20 protein-coding genes are annotated in these 23,085 nt (G+C 68.5%); 6 read left to right on the top strand and 14 right to left on the bottom strand.

The features are described 5' to 3' along the window. Positions 1-970 precede the first annotated feature (970 nt). From E4J16_RS10815 to E4J16_RS10805, 3 genes are read right to left on the bottom strand one after another with little or no spacing between them, the layout of a single operon-like run. Positions 971-2,185: an ABC transporter permease gene (locus tag E4J16_RS10815; protein ID WP_204519803.1), complete on the bottom strand. Its 1,215-nt coding sequence runs from the start codon at positions 2,183-2,185 to the stop codon at positions 971-973. Beyond that, the gene (locus E4J16_RS10810) at positions 2,172-3,320 is read right to left on the bottom strand and encodes an ABC transporter permease (protein ID WP_136313996.1); all 1,149 of its coding nucleotides are present in this window, start codon (positions 3,318-3,320) and stop codon (positions 2,172-2,174) included. Before E4J16_RS10810 ends, E4J16_RS10815 begins: the two co-directional genes overlap by 14 nt. 1 nt (position 3,321) lies before the next feature. Next, positions 3,322-4,272 carry an ABC transporter ATP-binding protein gene (locus E4J16_RS10805; protein WP_136314672.1) on the bottom strand — a complete coding sequence of 317 codons (951 nt, stop codon included), beginning with the start codon at positions 4,270-4,272 and terminating at the stop codon, positions 3,322-3,324. 172 nt (positions 4,273-4,444) lie between these two features. Here E4J16_RS10805 and E4J16_RS10800 point away from each other — a divergent pair, with 172 nt between their 5' ends. Together E4J16_RS10800 and E4J16_RS10795 are read left to right on the top strand one after the other, a co-directional pair. Next, positions 4,445-5,575 carry a sensor histidine kinase gene (locus E4J16_RS10800; protein ID WP_240038120.1) on the top strand — a complete coding sequence of 377 codons (1,131 nt, stop codon included), beginning with the start codon at positions 4,445-4,447 and terminating at the stop codon, positions 5,573-5,575. Next, the gene (locus E4J16_RS10795) at positions 5,572-6,219 is read left to right on the top strand and encodes a response regulator transcription factor (RefSeq protein WP_136313995.1); all 648 of its coding nucleotides are present in this window, start codon (positions 5,572-5,574) and stop codon (positions 6,217-6,219) included. The genes E4J16_RS10800 and E4J16_RS10795 overlap by 4 nt, the downstream gene beginning before the upstream one ends. A gap of 31 nt (positions 6,220-6,250) precedes the next feature. Here E4J16_RS10795 and E4J16_RS10790 read toward each other — a convergent pair whose 3' ends face one another. The 3 genes from E4J16_RS10790 to E4J16_RS10780 form a co-directional block, all read right to left on the bottom strand. After that, on the bottom strand, positions 6,251-7,156 hold the full coding sequence (locus E4J16_RS10790; protein ID WP_136313994.1) for a DsbA family protein: 906 nt from the start codon (positions 7,154-7,156) through the stop codon (positions 6,251-6,253). A 118-nt stretch (positions 7,157-7,274) separates the two neighbouring features. Then, positions 7,275-7,898: an NAD(P)H-dependent oxidoreductase gene (locus tag E4J16_RS10785; RefSeq protein WP_136313993.1), complete on the bottom strand. Its 624-nt coding sequence runs from the start codon at positions 7,896-7,898 to the stop codon at positions 7,275-7,277. 93 nt (positions 7,899-7,991) lie between these two features. After that, the gene (locus tag E4J16_RS10780) at positions 7,992-8,288 is read right to left on the bottom strand and encodes a YciI family protein (protein ID WP_136194324.1); all 297 of its coding nucleotides are present in this window, start codon (positions 8,286-8,288) and stop codon (positions 7,992-7,994) included. Positions 8,289-8,476: 188 nt separating this feature from the next. Here E4J16_RS10780 and E4J16_RS10775 point away from each other — a divergent pair, with 188 nt between their 5' ends. Next, positions 8,477-8,956 carry a MerR family transcriptional regulator gene (locus E4J16_RS10775; RefSeq protein WP_136194325.1) on the top strand — a complete coding sequence of 160 codons (480 nt, stop codon included), beginning with the start codon at positions 8,477-8,479 and terminating at the stop codon, positions 8,954-8,956. Between the two features lie 257 nt (positions 8,957-9,213). After that, entirely contained in the window at positions 9,214-9,990 is a 777-nt protein-coding gene (locus E4J16_RS10770) for an SDR family oxidoreductase (RefSeq protein WP_136313992.1), read from the top strand. Positions 9,991-10,146: 156 nt separating this feature from the next. Here the strand turns inward: E4J16_RS10770 and E4J16_RS10765 are convergent, their stop codons facing one another. The 5 genes from E4J16_RS10765 to E4J16_RS10745 all read right to left on the bottom strand — a co-directional run bounded on the left by E4J16_RS10765 (position 10,147) and on the right by E4J16_RS10745 (position 15,327). Continuing rightward, positions 10,147-10,917 carry an SDR family NAD(P)-dependent oxidoreductase gene (locus E4J16_RS10765; RefSeq protein ID WP_136313991.1) on the bottom strand — a complete coding sequence of 257 codons (771 nt, stop codon included), beginning with the start codon at positions 10,915-10,917 and terminating at the stop codon, positions 10,147-10,149. A 142-nt stretch (positions 10,918-11,059) separates the two neighbouring features. Then, on the bottom strand, positions 11,060-12,061 hold the full coding sequence (locus E4J16_RS10760; RefSeq protein WP_136313990.1) for a Fic family protein: 1,002 nt from the start codon (positions 12,059-12,061) through the stop codon (positions 11,060-11,062). Between the two features lie 584 nt (positions 12,062-12,645). After that, positions 12,646-13,314: an SDR family NAD(P)-dependent oxidoreductase gene (locus tag E4J16_RS10755; RefSeq protein WP_136313989.1), complete on the bottom strand. Its 669-nt coding sequence runs from the start codon at positions 13,312-13,314 to the stop codon at positions 12,646-12,648. 176 nt (positions 13,315-13,490) lie between these two features. Then, positions 13,491-14,381, bottom strand: a complete 891-nt coding sequence (locus E4J16_RS10750) for an aldo/keto reductase (RefSeq protein WP_136313988.1) — start codon at positions 14,379-14,381, stop codon at positions 13,491-13,493. A 67-nt stretch (positions 14,382-14,448) separates the two neighbouring features. Then, positions 14,449-15,327 (bottom strand): aldo/keto reductase, encoded by an 879-nt coding sequence (locus E4J16_RS10745; RefSeq protein WP_136313987.1) that lies wholly within the window; start codon positions 15,325-15,327, stop codon positions 14,449-14,451. 140 nt (positions 15,328-15,467) lie between these two features. Here E4J16_RS10745 and E4J16_RS10740 point away from each other — a divergent pair, with 140 nt between their 5' ends. Continuing rightward, positions 15,468-16,316, top strand: coding sequence for a LysR family transcriptional regulator (locus E4J16_RS10740; RefSeq protein ID WP_136313986.1), 849 nt, complete (start codon positions 15,468-15,470; stop codon positions 16,314-16,316). Positions 16,317-17,496: 1,180 nt separating this feature from the next. Here the strand turns inward: E4J16_RS10740 and E4J16_RS10735 are convergent. From E4J16_RS10735 to E4J16_RS10725, 3 genes are all read right to left on the bottom strand, one after another. Beyond that, complete coding sequence (locus tag E4J16_RS10735; RefSeq protein ID WP_136194332.1) at positions 17,497-18,147, bottom strand: helix-turn-helix domain-containing protein; 651 nt, start codon at positions 18,145-18,147, stop codon at positions 17,497-17,499. A 250-nt stretch (positions 18,148-18,397) separates the two neighbouring features. After that, complete coding sequence (locus E4J16_RS10730; RefSeq protein ID WP_136313985.1) at positions 18,398-19,795, bottom strand: MATE family efflux transporter; 1,398 nt, start codon at positions 19,793-19,795, stop codon at positions 18,398-18,400. A gap of 4 nt (positions 19,796-19,799) precedes the next feature. Beyond that, positions 19,800-20,246, bottom strand: coding sequence for a MarR family winged helix-turn-helix transcriptional regulator (locus E4J16_RS10725; protein WP_136313984.1), 447 nt, complete (start codon positions 20,244-20,246; stop codon positions 19,800-19,802). Between the two features lie 321 nt (positions 20,247-20,567). Between E4J16_RS10725 and E4J16_RS10720 the strand changes: the two genes are divergently transcribed. Beyond that, positions 20,568-22,964: a glycoside hydrolase family 3 protein gene (locus tag E4J16_RS10720; RefSeq protein WP_136314670.1), complete on the top strand. Its 2,397-nt coding sequence runs from the start codon at positions 20,568-20,570 to the stop codon at positions 22,962-22,964. Positions 22,965-23,085 lie beyond the last annotated feature (121 nt).

Here is a 23,085-nt window from a genome sequence, read left to right as displayed (position 1 = left end):
CACGCGCCCGAGCACGACCTCCTAGCCGGCCCGGTGCACACCGAACAGCACGCCCGAGCACGACCTCGTACACCCGAGCGCGACCACCTGCGGGCCCGTACCGCCACGCCCGCAAACGCGTAGCGCCGGTGAGCATCCGATGGTGCTCCCAGCTGTCACAGATTGCACCACTTTCGCTGGCCATGCCGGGAACCTGGTCGACAGAACCGCATGATTTCAACGATGTGTGCTAGGTGGCTCGCGTCCGGGCGGGTAAAATGGTGCAATCAGTGACAGCTGGGCGGCGGTCGCCGTGTCGAGCCGGCAGGCCCACCGGTTTCCTCACCCGGAGACACGCCGGCCGCCACATCCACGAGCACGACGAGCCGGTCCAGATGACCTGGCGGGGCTGCTAGAGGACACGCCCCGGCCCTCGAGGGTGCCTTCCGGGAGAGCGTCTTCGGCGGTCCGACGATGTCGCACTGACCCGAGCACGACCGCATCACCCCAACCACCCCCGCACCACAGCCCCGGCCGAACGCCACAACCCAAACCGGAAGCGCCTGTTTACTACGCCGGTTGGGTGTCTGCTGAAGTGAAGGGGTCTGGGACCTTCAGCGGAGGCCGAAGGGGCGTAGCAGACGCCAATGGGGCGTAGCAGACGCCGAAGGGGCGTACCCAACGACCGTGCCCTGGCCTCGATCCCACTCGCTCCACGCCCGTGACACCGCCCCGAGGACATCCCCGCCGCCGGTGACGTCGTCGTCAGCCTCAGAACGTCCGCGCAGGACCCACGACCTCGCTTCCCGCACGCCCGAGCACGACCTCCCAGTCCCGAACACCACCACCAAGTCGGACCCGTCCGCGCCGAACACGACCACCCGCGAGCCCGAACCACCACACCCACAAACACGAAGAGCCGTGAAACTAAGGGCTGGTTGCGGTGAAAGTCGGCACCGATGGACATTTCTGCCGATGACGCGATGTCTGGTTAGACCGCCGCACGTGCCCGTGAGCGGCCGACACCCAGGCCGACGGCTCCGATGGCGACGGCGAACAGGGCGCATATCCCGCAGTACCCGAGCAGCGGCATCAGCACCTGCATAGAGGCGGAGTCGGAGGTGAACGCGCCGCCGATGGCCTGCGCCGCCCAGTATCCGGGAGTGAGCCGCGATACTGCGGCCACCGCGTCGGGCAGCATGTCCAGGGGCGCCCACGCGCCCGCCAGCGCGGACAGTGCCATCCCGCCGATTACCGCAATGGCATTGGCCGCGTTGTCTCCCAGCCGCAGTTGACCCACGAGGAAGCCCACAGCAACTCCGTTGAGTGTGTACGCGGCCAGTGCGAGACCGATCACCCCCAGCCGTGGTGCCGCATCCACGATGCGATCGGCGGCGAAGACCGCAGTGCCCAGGCAGAAGAACCACAACCACGCGACCAGTCCGACTAAAACACATGCGCCCAGCAGCCCCAGGCCGCGCGAGCGGGCGGTCACGGGCGCAGCCGATACGCGGGAGTGTACGGGAGGCCGGTTGAGTGAGGTCATGAGCACTGCGATCGCGACCACGCAGAACGCCATCAGCGGGAACAGGGAGAAGAGCACGTACAGCTTCAGAGAATCCGGCAGGGGGAGGGCGCCGTCGGTGATGAGCTTCGCGGTGGCGCCGCCTCCCATCGAGTCATCGGCCAGGCTCACGGCCTGCGCCACGGACTCCTCGGCGGAGGCGGTGCCGACGGTGTCCGAGCTTGAAACGCGCAGGTAGTCATAGAGCTGGTTCAGGTACGCATTGGTGCGCACATCCATTAGCGAGCCAATGTAGGACCGGTAACTGATAACGGTCTCCACCGTGGGCGGAGCAGTTCCCTCGTTTGCGGCCGCCTGCAGGTCGTGCCCGAAGCCTGCGGGGATGATCAGGATGTACTGGATGCGGTCCTTGGAGGTGGCGTCCTGGAGGGCTTGCCGGGTGTCGTCGAGTTGCTGCGGCTCTCCGACGGCGTTCACGTAATCGGCCAGTGCCCGGGAGGCCGCGGAGTCGTCGCGGTCGACCACGGCCACCTTCGCCGTCACCTGGGTGACGCCGTCGGCGGTGGCATTGCCTGAGCCGACCCCGATGAACAGGCCACCCGCGCTCATCAGCACCAGGTAGACCAGAATATAGAGGCGGTGCGCGGTCAGGATCCGCAGCGAAGTCCTAAATGTGCTCATGGTTGGTCCTCCGCATCCGGATCATGGCGATCATGAAGAACACGACGGTCATGCCCGCAAGCGCGGCGCAGCTGCGAGCAAATGGCTCCAGGGAGTCGTAGTAGAGCAGCCCGTAGAAGCATCGGGACGCCTGCCACAGCGGGTTGAGCTGAGACAGCAGCGGAGCGCTGAGCTCGACGCGGTTGGCCAGCTCTTGTGAGGCGGTGCCGTACAGTCCGCAGAACAGGGCCAGCAGGCAGCTGATCGCCGACACTCCTCCCAGCGGCATCCGCGGGAACGTTCCCAGGACCGAGCCGGCGGCGCAGGCCATGAGGCTGGAGATCCCGATGGCCAACAGGCATAGCACCGCGTAGGGGCCGAAGTCCACACCCACCACGAATCGCATGAATATGAATGCCAGTACCAGGCAGGCCCAGGTGCACACCCAGGCGGCGGCCAGTGTCCCGAGCAGCAGCCTCCACCGCGGCAGTGCCCCCAGGTTGCGGCGCGCCGCCAACGGGCCGGCGGGGGCGGTGATCTCCTGCACGGCGACGACGGCGATCGTCATGCCCATACCGCTGGTGAAGGCCAGCAGCGCGAAGTAATACGGCACCTCGGGCTTGCCGGGCACGCGGGTGACCTGAAGCTCGGTGGTGAATGCATGGCGGTTCTGTACCGCCGCGGCGGCCTCTGCGGGTGGTGCTCCTGCGGCGAGCAGAGCGGTTAGCTCGTCGCGACTCTGCACATAGGTGTCCAGCATCGCCCGCAGCACCGGGGTCGTGGACAGCTCGTCTCCCTCCGCGGACAGGTGCAGTACAGGATCGCCGTCCTGCACCGCGATGTAGCCGACTGTTGTGCCGTCGCGAACCGCAGCCTCGGCCTGCTCCGCGGTGTCGTACACCACCGGATCGAGCAGTTGCGGCTCGGCGTCGGCGGCGGAGACGGCGTCGAGCGCGGCATCCAGCCCGGCTTCGGAGGCGTAGGCATCATCGTGCACGATCCCGACCCGCATCGGGTCGACGGCGTATCCCGCCTCCAACCCGGCGAACATGGCCATGAAGATCAGGGAGAGCGCGATAGGCAGGCCCAGTGCCCACAGCAGCAGAATCCTGTCTCGCAGGAGCCGCAGGACCTGGTAGCGGAAGACGGTTCCCATATCAGGCCGCCTCGTCGCGCAGCGCCCGGCCGGTGATCTCCAGGAACACGTCGTTCAGGGTCGGCGGCTCGGAGGTCACCCGGCCACAGGCCACATTCGCCGCGGCGAGCGCCGCCAGGACGTCGGCCAGGTTGTGCGCCCCCGGCGTGCACTCGATGACCAGCTCGGGCGGCTCGTAGGCGACGGTGCGGACGTGCTCCGCTCGACGCACCGCCTCCAGCTCGCGCTCGCCGAGCTCGGCGGGGGAGACGACCTCCACGCGGATGCGCTCACCGGTGCCGATCATCGCCTTGAGCTCGCTGGCGGTGCCGCTGGCGAGCTGCCTGCCCCGGTCCATGATGATGATCCGCGTGCAAAGCTGCTCCACCTCCTCCATGTAGTGACTGGTGTAGATGACGGTGGCGCCGCGGGTGTTGAGCTGTTTGATCCCGTCGAGGATGGCGTTGCGGCTCTGCGGGTCGACGGCCACGGTGGGTTCATCCAGGATGATTAGATCGGGGCGGTGCACGATGCCGCAGGCGATGTTCAGGCGGCGCAGCAGCCCGCCGGAGAGCTTCCCCGGGCGGAACCTGGCGAACCGCCCCAGGTCCACGAAGTCGATCGCCTCCTGCACCAGCTCGCGACGGCGGGCGCGATCGGAGACGTACAGGGCGCAGAAGGCGTCGATGTTCTCCCGGACTGTGAGCTCCTCGAAGACGGCCACCTCCTGCGGCACCGCCCCGATTCGCCGCTTGAGCTCGTAGGCGGTGGCCGACATCGGCTCGCCGAATACGCGGATCTCGCCCCGGTTGTAGGTAAGCAACTGCAGTATGCAATTGATCGCCGTGGTCTTACCCGAGCCGTTAGGGCCGAGCAGCCCGAGGATCTCGCCCGAGGCGACCTCCAGCGACAGCCCGTCCACGGCTACCAGCTCCCCGTAGCGCTTGACCAGGTCATCAACGACCACCGCCATGTCGGACACGTCGTCTCCTTTCGCCCGTCGATCGGGTTCGGGGCCATGGTTGCGCGAGGCGGCACGGTGCCGGAAGTGCCTGCTGTCATGAGGTGGCGGCCCGGTCGTGACAAATGTCAGGGGCTGTCACCGTCCGCGCACTCGCCGCGCCGCCGTGGCTGATAATCGGTGCGTGAGGGAGCTGACGGACAGGACCGTGGTGCTGGCGGCCTGCGTCCCCCTGGTGCTGGTGTTCGGGATGCCCACGCCGACGACGATCGTGTGGTTCCTGGTTGCCGTCACCTGCAGTGGGACCTGTGCCGCCTGGGGGCGGTGGCCGGCCGTGGGTGCCCTGCCGGCCGCCTACCTGCTGGCGGGATGCGCGGACTCTGCGGCCGCCGTGGGAGTGCCACTGGCCGTCTATGAGCTGGTGGGGGCGGTCTCGGATCGGGGCCGTTGGGCATGGGGCGGCGCGGTGATCTGTGTGGCACCCCTGGCGTTGGCGCTGCGGCGCGATTCCGGGGTCGTCGTGTCGGTGGCGGCGGCCCTGGCGGCGGTGGCCGCACTGCTGGCGGTGCGCACCGGGCAGGTGGACCGTGCCCGCAGCGCCTTGCACGCCGTTCGGGATGATCTACAGCATCGGGTTACCGCGCTGCAGGAGACGCAGGCTCGGCTGGAGCAGGCTCAAGAGTACGAGACGCGTGCCGCGGCCTTGTCCGAGCGCACCCGGATTGCCCGGGAGATTCACGACGGCGTCGGGCACCTGCTCACTCGTCTACTGTTCCAGGTGCACGCCGCCCAAACCTCCCACCGGGATGACTCTGCGGCGGTGGCCGAACTGAGGCAGATTGCGCAGACAGCTGACGAGGCGCTGTCGGCCATGCGCGCAGGGGTTCATGCCCTGGACGACACGGGCGAGGACCTGGCCGTGGCGCTCAACCGGCTCGCTGCGGGCTGTGGCGTCGCGCAGGTGAGGGTCGATTGTGCTCCCGACGCGTCTCCACCGGCACTGGTGACGCGCTGCCTGGTCGCGGTGACACGCGAGGCCCTGACCAACGCCGCTCGCCACGGCGAGGCGAGGACCGCCTGGGTGACGGTCGCGGACTTCCCCGGATTCTGGCGGCTGACGATCGCCAACGACGGCTCCGTCCCGGCGTGGGCCGAGTCCCCACAGCCGCTGCTGAGCGCACGTCCGGACGCCGACGGCATGGGGCTCGGCACACGTTCCATGACCGATCGGGTCGAGTCCCTGGGGGGAACGCTCCGTATCCTGACTTCTCCGAGGTTCACGGTGCTCGCCACCATCCCGAAGGAGACCGCGTGAAGGTACTAATCGTCGACGACGATCGTCTGCTCGCCCATTCCCTGGCGACGATCCTGGGGGCCGAGGCGGATATCGACGTGGTCGGTGTGGGCGCCAGCGGCCTGGAGGCGGTAGCCGGTTTCCGAGACGCGCACCCCGACGTGGTGTTGTTGGACATACAGATGCCCGGAGCCGACGGCTTAGATGCGGCCGAGCAGATCCTCGCCCTGGATCCGGGCGCGAAGGTGGTCTTCCTGACCACCTTCGCCGACGATGAGTACATTGCACGGGCGCTGCAACTGGGGGCCCGCGGCTACCTGATCAAGCAGGACGTGGCGCAGATAGCCCCCGCGCTGCGGAGTGTCATGACCGGGATGAGCGTCCTGGAGGGGCGGGTACTCGAGCGAACCGCCGCCATGGGGATGGCGACGGGTGCGGCGACGCCCGGAGACGTACGCCCTCCGGCCTTTGCCGCGCTGACCGAGCGTGAGTACGAGGTGGTTCAGGCCATCAGCGGGGGGCTCGACAACGCCGAGACGGCGGACCGGCTGCACCTGAGCGAGGGCACGGTGCGCAATCACATCAGCGCCATCCTGGCCAAGCTCGGCCTGCGCAACCGCACTCAGATCGCGGTGCTCTACTACCGCGGCTCCAGGCTTCCCTGACCGCCGATGCCCGCTATGCAACGGGGCGCGCTCACGCCCGCTCGATGAACCAGCCTCGTGGTGCCTGAAGGCGCCGGGCCCGGCCGGCGTCGAGGAGGGGAGCGGCCAAGTCACGTGCCTGATCCGGCCCACTCAGGTCCAGGGCTGCGCCGATCTCGACGTCGGACAGCAGCGGGTGGGCCGCCAACAGCTCATCGACCGTCGTCGTCGTCGGGCTGACGGCGGCCGGATGCAGCCGGCCGCCGGAGACGCGCTCGAGCGCAGCGGCGAGGGCGTCGTAGTCGCAGACCCCGCCCAGCAGCATCCTGACATCGCCGTAGCTGATCATGAATGCGGGCAGACCCCTGATGCCCAGGGCCGCTCGGCGTTCGAGGCTCGCCCGCAGGGCCGCCCTGGCCGCCGGCCCGTCGCAGGCCGCCAGGAAGGCGCCGATGTCCAGGCCGCAGGCGCGCACCACCTCCACCAGCTCCTCGGTCGCGGTGGTGGGTCGGCATTCGACGACCGTCGCGAAGCGCAGCCGGTAGAGGAAACGCTCCGCCTGGCCGGGGGCGATCAACCGGACCGCCTCATAGGCGAGGTTGAGCGGGAGCGATGAGCGCCGGGCCGGGGAGAACAGGGAGAAGCCCTCCATGTTGATGGGCATGCCCGCGAGCGGCTCCTCCTTGCGGTAGATATCCGCCAGCCTGGCGTTGTAGGCGCGGATGCCGGCGGCCGCATCCAGAGTGCGCTCGGCCGGCGTCATGAAGTCGGACACGTCGCGCACCAGCAGGCCCATCGCGGTGTCGAAGTCGACCGCACCCGGGAAGTGCGTCTCCACCCTGCGCAGAGCCGGTTCGCACTCCCATGACAGCCCCATCATGGGATCGGTGAACTGGGTGATCAGCGCCTTGGGGCCAACCTGTTCGGGCGCCCCGTGCCCGCTTGCAGCCACAGACATGCCCACTCCTAGGCGAAACGACGCCGGTCGAAGGTCATCCCGCCCACTGCCCAGACGGGTACGAGAGCCCCGCGCAGTCTCCTCGGCCGTGGGGGAGGCGCGGCCGAGGAGAGCGGACTTACTCGAAGTCGCCGAGCGCGGGCACCTCGCCGGTCAGCCATGCCGTGTAGGCGTCGGCCTGAGCCTCCAGGTCGGCGTCGGAGATGGCCATGGCACCGGTGGTGACGAAGGGCTGTAGGAAGCGGGTGCCGATCAGGTTGCTGGTCGCCTGCAGCGGGCGCAGCAGGTCGGTGACCGTGTAGCGGAAGGCACCACCGTGGTCGTAGCGCTCGGAGGGGGCGCCGGGGGACACGGCCACGCCGAGCTCCTTGCCGTGCAGGGCGGTGCCGGTGGAGCCGTAGGCCCAGCCGTGCTCTAGGACGTCGTCCTCCCACTGCTTGAGCAGCGAGGGGGTGGAGTACCAGTACATGGGGAACTGCCAGACGATGCGGTCGGCGGCGGTCAGCACGGCCTTCTCGGCCTCGACGTCGATGCGGAAGTCCGGGTACAGGGCGTACAGGTCCCGGACCTCGATGGGCGCGTCGGGGGTGCCGGCGGCCTGGGCGGCCTGCGCCAGGCGCGCATTGACGCGCGAGCCGGCAGTCAGGCGGGGGTGGAAGACAAGGACGGTGGTCTTCGAGAGAACTCCTTCGAAGAGCGGATGAGAGTGGTTGGTTTGGTGGGGGCTCCCCGGGCGAAGTATGGCCCGCCGGGGAGGCCGGCTCGGATGAACCGGCCACGAACCTGGGCGCTCGCGGGCTCCGGCCGCCAGGTACTGGCGGAACCCGGCGCGGCCTCAGGACTCCAGCAGCTCGGCCAGGGCCGGTGCCCCCATGGTCGCCTTGAACTCGGCGACCTCGTAGGTGGCGCCTTCCGGGTGGTAGACGTCGCCGGCGAGGATCTCCTCGAGCGCCGCCCGGGACTCGGCGCGGGCGAGGATGATTCCGGCACCGGAGCGGTCCCGGCGGGGTCCGAGCAGGAGGAAGTCCCCGGACTCGACGTGGGAGGCGAACCAACGCCGGTGGGCGGCCAGGTGCTCGGCCGCGACGGCGTCGTCGACCTCTTCGGTGATGGTCAGGTCAATGACGAACACGAGTGCTCCTTGAACAACATGGGTCGGCAGTCCCGCTGCTACGGGACTGCGCAAGAGCGGCGGTCGTGCTCGGCCCGGCGTAGCCGCAGCCGCGCACCTCGCCGATGGGGATAGTCTTCAAGTTGAAGTGAGCTTCAGGTCAAGCGGCCGGCGGGCGGCCGTCGTCACATTCGAGGGGATTCGCCGTTATGAGTGCTCCAGCCGCAGTCGCGCAACAGGTCTACACGATCGGGGAGGCCGCCCGGGAGACCGGACTGACGACGTCGGCCCTGCGCTTCTACGACCGGGAGGGCCTCATTCCCAGTGTTGCTCGCACGGGCGGAGGCTCGCGGCGCTTCACCGAGGACGACCTGGAGTGGATCCGGTACGTGGAGCGGCTGAAGCGGTCGGGCATGCCCATCAAGGAGATCCGGGAGTATGTGCGGCTCTACTTCGAGGGTGACGCCACCATCGAGCAGCGCCGCAGCATGGTGCAGGCGCGTCGCCGCGAGGTCCTGCGCGAGCTGGAGGAACTGCAGACCACCCTCGACTTCATCGACTACAAGTGCTGGTTCTATGAGGTTGCCGCGGCGGCAGGATCCTGCGACGCCCCGCGCACCATGCCCCTGGACCAGCTTCCGCCGCGGATCCGGCGCATCAAGGAGGCCTGCGGCATTCACCGCTACTGATGCAGCAGGCCTCGTTGTCGTGAAGGCGTTTCGGGCCGATCCGGCTCCACCGAGACCACGGACCGCAGCCGGCGCCGGGCGAATTGTTGCGACATACCTTCCCGGAAGGTGCTTTGAGCACATAGGCTCGCCGCATCAGCCGGGCCGGTCGTAGTCGACCGGGCCGCGCGAGTTCGGGTTCGTTCGCCGAACCTGCAACCCACCTTTCAAGACCCGGCACGGCCGCCGACTCCCGATAGAAAGGCCTCCAGGACACCATGGACCGCAACTACTTCGATCTGACCGGACAGGTCGCCCTCGTCACCGGCTGCTCCTCCGGGCTGGGCGTGCAAATGGCCAAGGCGCTGGCCTCGGCAGGCGCGAGCATCGTCGCCGTGGCGCGCCGCGTGGAACGCATCGAGGCGGTCGCCTCCGATATCTCCGAGGAGTTCGGCGTGCAGACCCTGGCGGTCCGCTGCGACATCACCGACGCGGCCAATGTGGAGGCGGTTGTGGATGCCGTCCTGGAGCGGTTCGGTCGGCTGGACGTCGTCGTCAACAACGCGGGCACCGGCGCGGTGGGTCCTGCTGAGGACATGACCGACGAGCAGTTCCAGCACGAGTTCGACATCGACCTGCTGGGAACCTTCCGGGTGGCACGGGCCGCGGCGAAGAAGGCGATGATCCCGGCCGGGTACGGCCGCGTCATCAACATCGCGTCCATGTACGGCCTGGTGGGCAACATGGTGGCCGGCTCCGCGCCCTACCACGCCGCCAAGGGCGGGGTCGTGAACCTCACCCGGGCGCTGGCCGCCGAGTGGGGCAAGCACGGCATCACCGTGAACGCGATCTGCCCCGGCTACTTCTACACCGAGCTGACCACGCAGACCCTCGACTCCGAGTTCTTCCAGGAGCACGCCAGGCGCACCATCCCGGTGGGCCGGTACGGCGCGGAGGGGGAGCTGGATGCCGCAGCACTGTTCCTGGCCTCGCCCGCATCCGCGTACGTGACCGGCACGGCCATCCCGGTGGACGGCGGCTACACCGCGATCTGACGGCTCTCGGGCGGGAGCATTGTCAAAAATGATGACAAACGGGTCTGAGGCGCTGGCCCACGACTCGTGAAACGTTGGAATCGTGCGGTTGCGGTAATCAATCCGGGCATCGAGTCCGGCGTTTGTCATGGATTTGGACATCCGGCTGCCGGGGACTCAGAGGAAGGCGCCGTTGCACACCTGGATCACCTGGCCGCGCACGGCCCGCCCCATCTTCGACGCCAGGTACAGGCAGGCATAGGCCTGGTCCAGGGGGTCGCACTCCGGCCCGGGGAAGTAGACGTAGTGCTGGGAGTGCTCCAGCATTTTCTGACCTCCCGGCTGCTCGCCGGCCTTGTTGGCCTCGTGTGCCGGCGTCACGGTGGCGCCGGGTGCGACGGCGTTGCAGCGGATGTTCGTGTCGTTGAGCAGCATGGCCACGTTCTTCGTCAGCGTGTTCAGTCCACCCTTGCTCGACGTATAGGCGGCGCCGCAGAAGGGGCGTTCCCCGTTGACCGAGGAGATGTTGATGATGCAGCCCTCGTCTTTGGGACGGAAGATCTTCAGCGCCTCGCGGATGTAGCGCATGGGGCCGGCGAGGTTGGTGTTCAGCACGTAGAGCATCCAGTCGTCGTCGGTGTCGTCGATCGTCTTCTGCTCACCGATGCCGGCGTTGTTGATGAGGATGTCCAGATCTCCGAACTCCTCCAGCACGCGCGCGAACACGCGCTCGGTGTCCTCCGGGCTGGTGACATCGGCGACGATGCCGATGGCCCGCCCGCCCTTGGCGCGGATGCCCGCAACGACTCCTTCTAGTTGCTCGGCGTGGCGGGCGGTGATGGCAACGGCGGCCCCCTCATTGGCGAACAGCTCCGCCATCGTGCGGCCCATTCCGTAGCTGGCTCCGGTGATCAGGGCTATCTGACCCTTGAGCATTTGCGCTTCCATGACTGGTGACTCCCTTCAACCGGGCGCGATGGTGGCGCCTTTCGCCGGCTGTTCCATCCAGTGCCCGGAATTTGCCTTGATGCTAGATGCCACCCGAACATGCTGCGGGGCCCTGGTAGTGCTCCCCGGGAACGGCACCGCGTTACTCGACGGCGGGCGTCTGTCCGGGAGCACCTACGACCCGCCACCTGCCCGCCCGCGCGGAGCCCTCGCGTGCCAGGCGCCGGGAGGTGCGCAGGCCCGCTATGACGCGCTCGGCCGTCCGGCGGGAGCAGCCGAGGTGAGCGGCCAGGTCGGCGACCGTCGCCGTCGGCTCTTCCGAGAGGAGGGTCAGGGCCCGCTCGGCGCGGTCGTCCCCGCCGGCCGGCACAGCGTCCGTGGTGAAAGGGGACGTGTAGGGCACCAGGGCGTCGCGAATGACGGTCAGTATGAACGCCACGAAGTCCTCGCATGAGCTCGCTGCGTTGGAGCGGGCGAGCGCCGCGTAGTAGTCCTGCTGCCGGTCCCGGATCACGGTCTCGATCGGGAGCCAGGCCAGGACGGGACGCCAGCGGGACAGCAGCAGCGTATGCCACAGGCGTCCGGTGCGCCCGTTGCCGTCGGTGAAGGGATGGATGAACTCGAACTCGTAGTGGAAGATGCAGGACACGAGCAGTGGGTGCAGGTCGGTGCGAGACATCCAGCCGAACAGGTCCGCCATCACCTCGGGTACGTGAGCGGCGGGCGTGCCCGCGTGGATGAGCCTCTCGCCGTCGAAGACGCCGGCGTTGGCATTGCGGAATCGTCCCGCATCGTCCACCAGTCCCGTCATCATGACGCCGTGGGCCCGTAGTAGGTCCGCCAGCGAGTGCGGATCCAACTCCTCCATGAGCCCGTAGGCCCGGTTGGCGTTCTCGACCTCGCGAATCTCCCGGGCGGGACCGAGGACGCGCTTGCCGTCGATGATTGCCGTCACAGCGTCGTGGGACAGGGTGTTGCCCTCGATCATGAGCGAGGAGCGGATTGTGCGGATACGCAGCTCGCGGTGCAGACGCGGGCTCGTGCGCAGGGGTGAGGTGGGACCGAGCGCCCCGACGCGCTCCGCGATCTGCATGCACAGGTCGTCGATGGCGGGGGTGCGGGTGAATGGCGGCGCGTAGCCCATCTGCCTCCTGTCCGGGCCGACGGCGTCCCGCCTGAGACGCCGATCACCGCCAAAGTTTACCGCCAGTGGCGGTGAAGTTTGTCGGCAGTGAACCCCGATGGTGATCCCGGCGCCGTGCGGTTGACCGTGCCGCCAGGCGGGTGGGCTTGCTCCAGGTGGGCGACGGCGCAGGCCGTACCGATTCGTGTCGTTGCCGTCACCTATGGTGGAACCGCCTGATTCGGCACCTCCTCTCGGAACATTCCATGTCCTTGGCCGAGAAGGTAGGAGCCGGGAAGGAGGTGGGGCCATGTCCAAGCCGAGGGGCCGACAGACAGAAGTCCGCAAGGGCAAGGGAATGGCCCGAAGGTTGAGCGAAGTGATTGAGTCCGTCGCTCACCTTCCGGGCTATTGGTGTCCTTGTGGATGCCCTCAGCAAGTGGCTCAACTGAACTGCCTGCCTCGGGGAGCCATCCGGTTGCAGCCGGGTGGCTCCCCGCCATGATGCCGCCCGACTTCTCCAGCGGGCAAGCGCTCGGGCAGGGCCGCGTCGGCGCATGCCCCGCCGCGTGGTTCGTGGACCCGGCGGGCGTGCACGGTCCGGGTCAGGCGTCCAGGGGCGCGACGAAGGTGCGGAAGTCGCCGTCGTGCCGGGCGTGCAGGTCCCAGATGCGGTCGGCCAGGGCGGCCGGCTCGTGTGAGGGCTCGCCGCCACCGATGCCGCGCGGAATGATCAGCTGGGCGACGTGGATCCCCTCCGGGGCGAGCGCGTCGTGGAGTAGCTGCCCATAGGCGCTCTCCCCGGCGAAGGCCACCGAGGTGCCGGTCACCCGTGCCCCGGGGCGGACGGCGGAGCCGCCGTTGATCAGCAGGATCGTGCCGCGGCCGAGCTCACGCATGCCCGGCAGCACCTGGCGCACCGCGGTGACGGGCCCGTAGACGGACATCTCGACGGGGCCGACCAGGTCGGCGGCGCTGGTCTCCAGCACCGGCTTCATGAACTCCCGCGCCGGCACGGGGCTCCACTGGAGCACCTCGATGGGGCCGAGCTCGTCGGCGGCGTCGGCCAGTGCACGGGTCAGGGCCTCGCCGTCGCGGCCGTCGGCCACATAGCCGCGGGCGTTGACGCCGTCGGCGCTCAGGGCGGCGACCCGCTCGTCCAGGTGCTCGCGGCTGCGGGAGATGAGGGCGACGTCGAAGCCCTCTCGGCCGAAGCGGCGGGCGACGGCGCGGCCGAGTCCCGGCCCGCCGCCGACAATAGCGATGGTGGTCATGATCGTCTCCTTCGTTGGTGATTCGACGCCGAGGTCGACAGCATTCAGGCGTCCGGGCCGCTGGACCTGACGACGGGCTGAGCTCGGGCGTCGTTATCGAAACCCTACGCACCTGTGGACCCTGGCGGGAGGCACCACGGGTACCACCCGCAGGTGCAAGGAGGACCGCATGCTGATCAGTACAGCGAGCCGCCGCCGAGCTGCTGGGTCTTGACCAGGTCGCGCAGCAGCCAGCCGACGACCTTCGGGTCGTAGTGGTCGAAGATGCGCGGCAGCGTGCCGTCGTCCAGGGCGGAGAAGGTGGCCAGGTCGGAGTCGTCGAGTTCGAAGTCGAAGACGTCGAAGTTCTCCTCCATGCGGTTGCGGTGGGTGGACTTCGGGATGACCACGACGTCCTTCTGGATCAGCGCCCGCAGGATCACCTGGCCCGGCTTCTTGCCGTACTTGTTGCCGATCTCGGCCAGGGTCGGGTTGGCGAAGATGTTGTTCTGGCCCTCCGCGAAGGGCGCCCAGGCCTCGTGGACGACGCCGAGTTCGGCCATGACCGCGTGCGCGGCGTCCTGCTGGCGGAAGGGGTGCGTCTCGATCTGGTTGACGGCCGGCGTGATCTCGGCCAGTGCGGCCACATCCACCAGGCGCTCGGGGTAGAAGTTGGACACGCCGATGGCGCGCAGCTTGCCGGCCTTGTAGGCGTCCTCCATGGCCCGGTAGGCGCCCGGGTAGTCGCCCATCGCCTGGTGCAGCAGCATCAGGTCGATGTGGTCGGTGCCGAGCTTTTCCAGCGACTCCTCGATGGATGCGGTGGCGCGCTCGTAGTTCATGTTGGACACCCAGATCTTGGAGGTGATGAACACATCCTCGCGCGGCAGGCCGCTCTTCGCGACGGCGGCGCCGACACCCTCCTCGTTGCCGTAGGCCTGGGCGGTGTCGATGAGCCGGTAGCCGACCTCGAGGGCCTCGCTCACGCAGCGCTCGGTCTCATCGGGCGGGGTCTGGAAGACGCCGTAGCCGAGCACGGGCATCTCGACGCCGTTGTTGAGGGTCCTGGTGGGAACGGTGGTGGTCATTGTCTTTCTCCTGGTAGGTGGTGGCTGTGGGCGGTGGGTGACGGTGCCCGCCGTCGGGGCGGTCGACTCAGGCCTGCTGGGAGTAGTCCATGACCGTCGTCGTGAAGGCGGGCGGCTCGTCCGGGATCACGTAGTAGGGGGCCTGCGGGATCTCGTTGATCGCGGCGATCTCCGCCTCCGTCAGCGTAACGTCGAGGGCGGCGAGGTTGTCGGCCATGTGGGCGGGGTTGAGGGTCTTGGGGAAGGTGATGTTCTTCTCCGCCAGGTGCCAGGCCAGGATCACCTGGGCGGCAGTGGCGCCGGTGCGCTGCGCGGCCGCGGTGATCGCGGGCTCTTCCAGCAGGCTCTTGTCACCGTGGCCGAGCGGGTACCAGGCCTCCACCAGGACCTCGGCCCCGGCGGCCCGGTCCATCTGCGCCTTCAGCTCGTGCTGGTTCCAGCGCGGGTGGGCCTCCACCTGGTTGACGACCGGCTTGATGCCGGCGACGTCCAGAATCTCCTGGAACTTGGCGATGGGGAAGTTGGACAGGCCGATGGAGCGGACCTTGCCCGCGGCCACGGCCTCCTCCATGGCCTTCCAACCGGAGGTGTACTCGCCGTAGGGCTGGTGGAACAGCAGCAGGTCAACGTAGTCCAGACCCAGGCGCTCCAGGGTGGCGTCAATGTCCTGGACGGCCTGCGCGTAGGGGTAGGACTGCGGGAACAGCTTGGTGGTGATGAACAGGTCCTCACGCTTCACGGTGCCGGCGGCGATCGCATCGCGCACCACCTCGCCGACGGCGACCTCGTTGAAGTAGGCGTTGGCCGTGTCGATGTGCCGGTAGCCCAGCTCGAGGGCCTGCGGCAGGTGCTCGCGCACCTGGTCGGAGGTCATCTGGAAGACGCCGTAGCCCAGCGCCGGGATGTCGATGCCGTTGTTCATGGTGAAGGACGGGATGGTGGTCATTGATGCGCTCCTGGGACTTGCTTCGGGACCAGCTCAATGCCGTCCCGCTGTGCATAAGTCTTCGCCCCAGGAGCGCGGATGTAAAATGCCAATATCGGAACTCTTGATGCGCTACGTGCATAAGCAGAGGGAGGGGACTGGTGGATTTCGAGCAGCTGCGCCAGCTGGAGGCGATCGCGCGGGAGGGCACCCTCAGTGCCGCCGCGCGCACCCTGCACCTGTCCCAGCCGGCCCTCAGCCGCTCGCTGCAGCGGCTGGAGGCAGAGCTCGGCCAGTCGCTCTTCGACCGCCCGGGGCGCCGCCTGGTGCTCAACGAGGCGGGCCGTGTGGCTCTGGAACATGCCGGGCGGATCCTGCGCGAGGAGCAGGCCATGCGCACCGCCCTCGACGACGTCGCCCGTCGTACCCGGGCGCTGCGCGTGGGTGCGGTCGCCCCGGCGCCGCTGTGGCGGCTGACCTCGCTGATCATCGAGCGCTTCCCCGGCCTGGTGCTCACCTCGCAGAGCCTCGGCAGGGAGGAGGTCGAGGAGGGGGTTGTTAGCGGCGAGCTGGACCTGGGCATCTCGCTGCGCCCCCATCCGCTGCCGAGCGTGCGCTCGGCCTGGCTCATGGTGGAGAACCTCGCCGTCGCCCTGCCCGCTGAGCACGCGCTCGCGAACCGCGAGCAGGTGACGGCCGCGGAGCTGGACGGCGAGACCTTCCTGCTCCTGGCCGACATCGGCTTCTGGCGCGAGCGCTGCGACCGCTACCTGCCCCACTCCCAGTTCGTGGTGCAGGAGGACCGTGGCGTTTTCGAACAACTGGTCAAGAGTTCTCCGCTGCCCCACTTCGTCTCCGACGCGCCCGCCCTGTCGGCGCTCGCCTCGGACCGCGTCGTCGTGCCGATTCGGGATGCGATGGCCCATGCCACCTTCTACCTGCTGCTGCAGCCCGGTGGGCGCAGCGAGGCCACGGATGTCTTCGACTGGGTGCGCAGCCGCGCGGTCTGAGCCGCCCCCCTCGCCGAGGTCGGTAGATCTTACGTACCGAGGTCGGTAGATCTTACGTACCGAGGTCGGTAGATCTTACGTACCGAGGTCGGTTGATCTTACGTACCGAGGTCGGTTGTAGTTACGTGCTCCATCCGTTTGGGACGTGGGGTGGGTTGATGGTTGATATGTGTCTGGGTTGTCGGTTGCGTGCGCGGCAGGTCGGGTGCGGTGGTTCGTACCTCCGCGTGAGGGTTCGTGTGTTCCGACGACGGTTCGTACGCTCCGGTCGACGATTCGGCACTTCTCGCGACGGTTCGGCACCTAGAGGTACGAACCGTCGCGGTTCATGCCGAATCGTTGGTGCTAACTGCCGAACCGTCATCGTTCATGACGAACCGTCGCGCAGCGTCCCGCGCGGGGCGCACGAGTGAGTACGCGAAAAGCCTGCGCCCCCGCGGCGGCCAGGTTCGCGCCCCGGGCGCCCGGGGCGCCGCATCAGAAGTGCTGGACTCAGCGGAATCACCGGCTGGCGTCGCCAACGGCCGCCACCGCGACCCGGGAACTGCTTGATCCAGGCGATTCCAACGAGTCGTCAGCTGCCACCGGCCACGAGCCCGAGAACGTCCTCGTCGGCCCGAGAACGACCTCATCTACCCGAAAACGTCCCGGGTTCGGCGAAAACGTCCTCGTCAGCCCGAAACCCTACCGAATGTGGAGGGTTTGGGGCGGATGAGGTCGTATTCGACCGGCGTGGGGTACTCGAATACGACCTCGTCGGCCCGAAGACGTCCTCCCAAGCCCCAGAACGACCCCGCCCGACCGCCCGAGTACGACCTGGCGCGCCCGAGTGCGACCTCGCCGCCCCGAAAACGTCCTCGCATACCCGAACTCGCCCTCCCGCTCCCGACAGCGACCACCACACCCCGACCCGGACCACCGCCGCCCACAAACCGGAAGAGCCAAGTCATGTGCCGTGATCGGTTGAAGCGGCGCTGCGGCCCGGTCGCTTGGCCGACGAGGCCGCAGAATGTCCGGAATCGGCGCAAACGTCGGATTCGGCGCTACGAGCCGGTTTCACAACCGCATGATTCCGGTGGCTCTCTCGCTGCGGCGGGCTCGTTTGTGCCGGTTTTGGACATTTTGAGCCCATCCAATGGCGCCGACGAATCAGGGATGAAGATGGGTTCAGCGGGTCGGGCTAGTCGACCCAGATGCGAACGTGGTCCTCGTCGTCGGTGACGTCGATGAGGGTGGCGGGACCGGTGCTGTCGAGGGCGCCGAGCGACGTCGTCACTATCGCGTCGAGGTCAATGCCATGGGTGCCGACGGCGGTGCGCACCTGCGGCACGTTGGTAATGAGAGCCGCCAGCGCGGAGACCGCCTGCATGGGGAAGGCCAGGTCCACATTGTTCTTCGGGCCCCGAACCTCGATGTGGAGACTGCGTCCGGCGGCGCTACGGGACCGGGACCGCCCGACGGCGGGCTCGGGGCGAATCAGCTCGAAGTTGGTGGATGCGGGCGCCGCGGGCGACGGCGCCGAAGGGGCGGAGACGGGCGACGGCGCCGAAGGGGCGGAGACGGGTGACGACGCCGATGTGGGGCGGGCCGGTGCCGGCGTGGGACGGTCGTTGGCTGCGCCGTCGCTGTCCGGCACCGTCAGCAGCGCATCAACGCTCGTGCCGAGCAGCGCCGCCAGGGCGGGCAGCGTCGCCACGTCCGGGTAGTTCAGATCGTTCTCCCACTTGCTGACCGCCTGTGGGGTGACGCCCATGCGCTTTGCGAGCTGCTCCTGGGTCATCCCCCGTGACAGTCGAAGGCCGGCGATGTTGCGTCCGACAGAGTTCTTCATCCTTGTCTCCATGCTTCTTGATCGTTGGCTTTCAGGGCGCCTGTAGGGTGTCCCTGATTCGTCGCAGTCCCGCGGTCTGCCGGGAGCGACGGCGTGTGATCGATCATGTCCGCAATGGTGCGCCGGACGGTAGCACGCATATGTTGATCACCTAACCCGTGAGCCGAGCCGCCGAATCTCCGCCACTCAACCGATGGTTGAGTCGGCGATACGGACGCCGTCGTTCCCGGCGGCTTCAGCGGTCGCGGAATCAGGGCGCCGGAGCGCCGGCCATGGGTGAGCTCGTCTGCCCCGCGGGAATGGTGTTGCGGTCTCGGCGGCGGTCGCGGAGCCCATACCGCGGCCCCAGCGCCCTGATGAGCACGCCCACGGCCAGTGCGGCCATGACCTCGGCCACGATGATCGCGGCCCAGATGCCCATGGGGCCTATGAGCAGTGGAAGCAGCAGGACCGAGCCGACCTCCAGGCCGAGGGTGCGGCCCGCGGCCAGGGCCGCCGAGACGGGGCCGTTGCCCAGCGCGGTGAACAACGATGAGCCGTACATGCTCACGCCCATGGGCAGGAAGGAGACTGAGAAGATGCGCAGCGCTGTCTCGGTCAGCTCCGTGAGACCACGATCGCGGCCGGCGAATATGAGGGCCAGCGGATGCGCGAGCAGCTGGGAACTCAGCAGCATTACCGCCCCGGCGACGGCGAGTATGGCCAGGGAGGTGCGCATCAGGCTGCGCTTCTCCGTATTGTTCGCGGCGCCGTGCTGGTAGCTCATCAGCGGGGCCGCTCCCATGCAGAAGCCCTCGAAGACCGCGGTGAAGATCATGCTTACGTACATGACGACGCCGTAGGCGGCCACCCCGTCGGGGCCTATGAGCCTGAGCAACTGCAGGTTGTAGATGATGCTGACCACTGAGATGGCCACCACCGCCATCATCTCCGACGATCCATTGACGCAGACCCGGCCCAGTGCGGCCAGATCCGCGGCCGGGCGGCCCAGCCGCAGGAGGCTGCTGTTCGGGCGCGCGAACCAGGCCAACGGCACCAGGCCGCCGATCATCTCCGAGGCGACGGTTGCCCAGGCGGCTCCCGCCACGCCCCACCCGAAGATGCCGACGAACACCAGGTCCAGAGCCATGTTGGTCACCCCCGCGGCAACCGTCACATACAGGCCGAGTCGGGGCCTGCCCGCGGTGGAGGCGAAGGTTTGGAAGGCGTACTGCAGCATGAACGCAGGCAGTGAGATCATGAGGATCTGCCCGTACAGCACGCACAGTTCCAGCATCTGGCCGGATGCGCCGAGCAACTGGGCTACGGGACGCATGGCCAGCGCTCCGCCGGCCGCCAGCGCGATGCCTCCGCCGAGGGTCACGTAGACGATCATGGAGAAGTAGCGGTTCGCCAGCTCGCCGTGGCCCCGGCCGCGGGTGTGGGAGATGAGTTCGCTGCCGCCAGAGCCCATCATGAAGCCGAGGGTGCCCAGAATCATGATGAACGGCATGATCAGGGTGATGGCGGCCAGCGCCGTCTTGCCGGCGAAGTTGGCGACGAACAGGCCATCGACCACCCCGTATACCGACGTGAAGATCATCATGGCGATGGAGGGCGCCGTGAAGCGCAATAGGGCGCGGGCCCCCAGGTGCTGGGACATGTCCATGGCGTCAGTCGTCTCCGATCGCGTTCAGGCTGTTCACCAGGGTGGTCGTATATGTAGTCAGGGCGGCGGCGAGTGCGGCGCGCTGAGCGGGCGGGACGGAGTCCAGGGCGGCGAGCTCGGCGTCGACGATCGGGGTGATGCGCTCCGCGACGAGTGCGCGCCCGCGCTCGGTCAGATACACGTGCGTGCTTCGCCCGGGTCCGGCCTCGAGGCGTACCGTGCCGTCCTCCTGGAGCCGCTTGATGGCGGAGTTGATCGTCTGCTTCCGTGAGAAGCAGAGCTCGCACAGCCGACTCTGGGAGCAGCCCTCGCCCGCGGCGTGCAGTGCGTAGAGGATGTCGAAGGCGGCGTCCGACAGCCCCGCCGCTCGGGCGGCGCGGTGGTAGGCGTCGTCGGTGCGTTTGATCATGGCGTTGATCGCCTGCTGCAGCTCCATCAGAGCGGTGGTCATGCGGCTCCCGTCAAAACTCAAGTCCGATTTCGGACATAGTATACGGGGTGTGGCGCCGTGGCCGGTTCGGGGTGTTCGGCCGGGTGTGTCGGGCCCGGGACGGCTCGTCGGGAGCGGCGCCCCTGCGCGAGGGCCGATGTGGATTGCCTGCGCGAAACCCCTTCCACAACAATGGACCAAGCGGTAAGATTGCAATCAGCGGGTGCTCTTCGGCGAGCGCACGCACAACCTGACCCGATGGAGGCGCTCACAGTGGAGCAGAACATCAACCAGTACGAGATCGACCACCTGGCAACGGTGCGCGCGGGAGCGCCCGAATCGATGGTCCTCCTCAAGACCGACGGATCCTTCCCCCTTGCCGCACCCGGCCGCATCGCCCTGTACGGGGCCGGCGCGCGGCGCACCATCAAGGGCGGCACCGGCAGCGGCGACGTCAACTCCCGCCACGTCGTCTCCGTCGAGGAGGGGCTGGAGAACGCCGGCTTCACCATCACCACCAAGTCCTGGCTCGACGCCTATGACGGCGTCGCCGAGGAGAACCACAAGGCCTTCGTCGCCGACCTCAAGGCGCAGGCCAAGGCCGCGGGCCAGCCGGCCATCTTCTTCGGCATGGGTGCCGTCGAGCCCGCGCCCGCCTTCGACCTGCCGCTCGACGGCGACGGCGAGGCCGCCGTCTACGTCGTGGCCCGCGACTCCGGCGAGGGCAACGACCGCCACCCCGAGGCCGGCGACGTCAAGCTAACCGACTCCGAGATCCGCGACATCACCGCGCTCGCCGCGAAGTTCGAGAAGTTCCTGCTGGTGCTCAACGTCGGCGGCGTCGTCGACCTGAGCCCGGTCAAGGACGTGAAGAACATCCTGCTGCTTTCCCAGCTGGGTGCCGCGATCGGTGACGCCTTCGCCGACGTGCTGCTCGGCAAGAGCTACCCCTCCGGCAAGCTCTCCACCACCTGGGCGGCCTGGGAGGACTACTCCACCGAGGGCGACTTCGGCGACCCGGACGACACCCACTACCGCGAGGGCGTCTACGTCGGCTACCGCTACTTCGACTCCGTCGGCACCGCCCCGATCTTCCCCTTCGGCTTCGGCCTGGGCTACACCACCTTCACCATCGGCGCGCCCACCGTCAGTGCCGTCGGCTCCGAGGTCACCGTAAAGACCAGTGTCACCAACACCGGCGCCCGCCCGGGCAAGGAGGTCGTCCAGGTCTACGTCTCCGTGCCCGCCGGCGACCTCGACCAGCCCTACCAGGCCCTGGCCGCCTTCGCCAAGACGGGTGAGCTCGCCGCCGGCGCCGCCGAGGAGGTCGCCGTCACCTTCGACCTGACCGACGTCGCCTCCTTCGACGCCGCCAAGTCTGCCACCGTCCTGGAGGCCGGCGACTACGTGGTGCGCGTGGGCGCCTCGAGCCGCAACACGGTGCCGGCCGCCGTCGTCGAGCTGGCGGAGACCGCCATCGTCCGCCGGCTTCACGACGCCCTGGGGGACCCCGGCTTCACCGACTTCAAGCCGGCCGCACCGGTCGCCGTCGAGGTGCCGGCCGACCTCCCGCGTCTGACCGTGGCCGCCGCCGACCTGCGCCGCGAGGACACCCACGCCCCCGTGGACCTGGCCGCCGCCCTCGACTACGTCAAGGACCTGTCCGACGACGAGCTGTCCTACATCGTCCTGGGCGACTACAGCGACGACGCCGAGAAGCAGTCGATCATCGGCCAGGCCTCGCAGGCACTGGTTGGCGCCGCCGGCCAGACCACCACCCGCTTCGAGGGACTGCCCTCGCTGGTTATGCCCGACGGCCCCGCCGGCCTGCGCCTGTCCCCGCAGGTGGGCGTGGACGCCGATGGCGCCTTCCCGCTCGGCGAGGCCCTGGGCGGCCTGTTCGCCGAGCTCATGGACGACGACTCCGTCGCCGCGCTCGGCGGGGACTCTGCGGCCGCCCCCCGCACCCCGGAGCGCACCTACGAGCAGTACACCACCGCCATCCCGATCGGCACCGCCATCGCCCAGTCCTGGAACCCCGCACTGGCCGCCGCCTACGGCGACCTGGTCGGGGCGGAGATGGACCACTTCGGTGCCCACCTGTGGCTGGCCCCGGCCTTCAACCTGCACCGCACCATCCTGTGCGGACGCAACTTCGAGTACATGTCCGAGGACCCGCTGCTGGCCGGGCGCATGGCCGCCGGCATCACCCGCGGCGTCCAGGCGCACCCGGGGCGGGCCGTCACCGTCAAGCACTTCGCCTTCAACAACCAGGAGACGAACCGCCTGAACTCCAACAGCCACGTCTCCCAGCGGGCCGCCCGCGACCTGTACCTGCGCAGCTTCGAGATCGTGGTCCGTGAGGCCCAGCCCCACGCGCTCATGACCTCCTACAACCTGATCAACGGCGTGCACACCTCCGAGTCCGCCGACCTGTTGGAGACCATCCTGCGCGAGGAGTGGGGCTTTGAGGGCCTGGTCATGACCGACTGGGTGGTCGACTCCATGGCCCGCACGGACCTGAAGCACCCGCGCGCCACCGCCTCGGCGACCATCAAGGCCGGCAACGAGCTGTTCATGCCCGGCTGCGAGGCCGACCGGCAGGACATCCTCGCGGCCCTGCGCGGCGAGGGGACGGCGGCCGTGACGCTGACCCGCGCCGAGCTCGAGAAGCAGGCGGCCCGGGTGGTGCGCATGGCCCACCTGCTGGGCGACGTCGCCCCCGCCCCGGAGGTCTGAGCCCCTCCGCTCCGCATGCTCGGGCCCGGATAAACCAGGCACCAATGGGCCCCGTCTGACGCCGCGTACCGGCGCCGGGCGGGGCCCCGCCCGTGGCAGGATCATGCCCGGGCCCGACGAC

This window comes from Actinomyces procaprae (genome assembly GCF_004798665.1).
GTDB lineage: Bacteria > Actinomycetota > Actinomycetes > Actinomycetales > Actinomycetaceae > Actinomyces > Actinomyces procaprae.
This window is presented reverse-complemented; position numbering and strand designations above follow the sequence as displayed.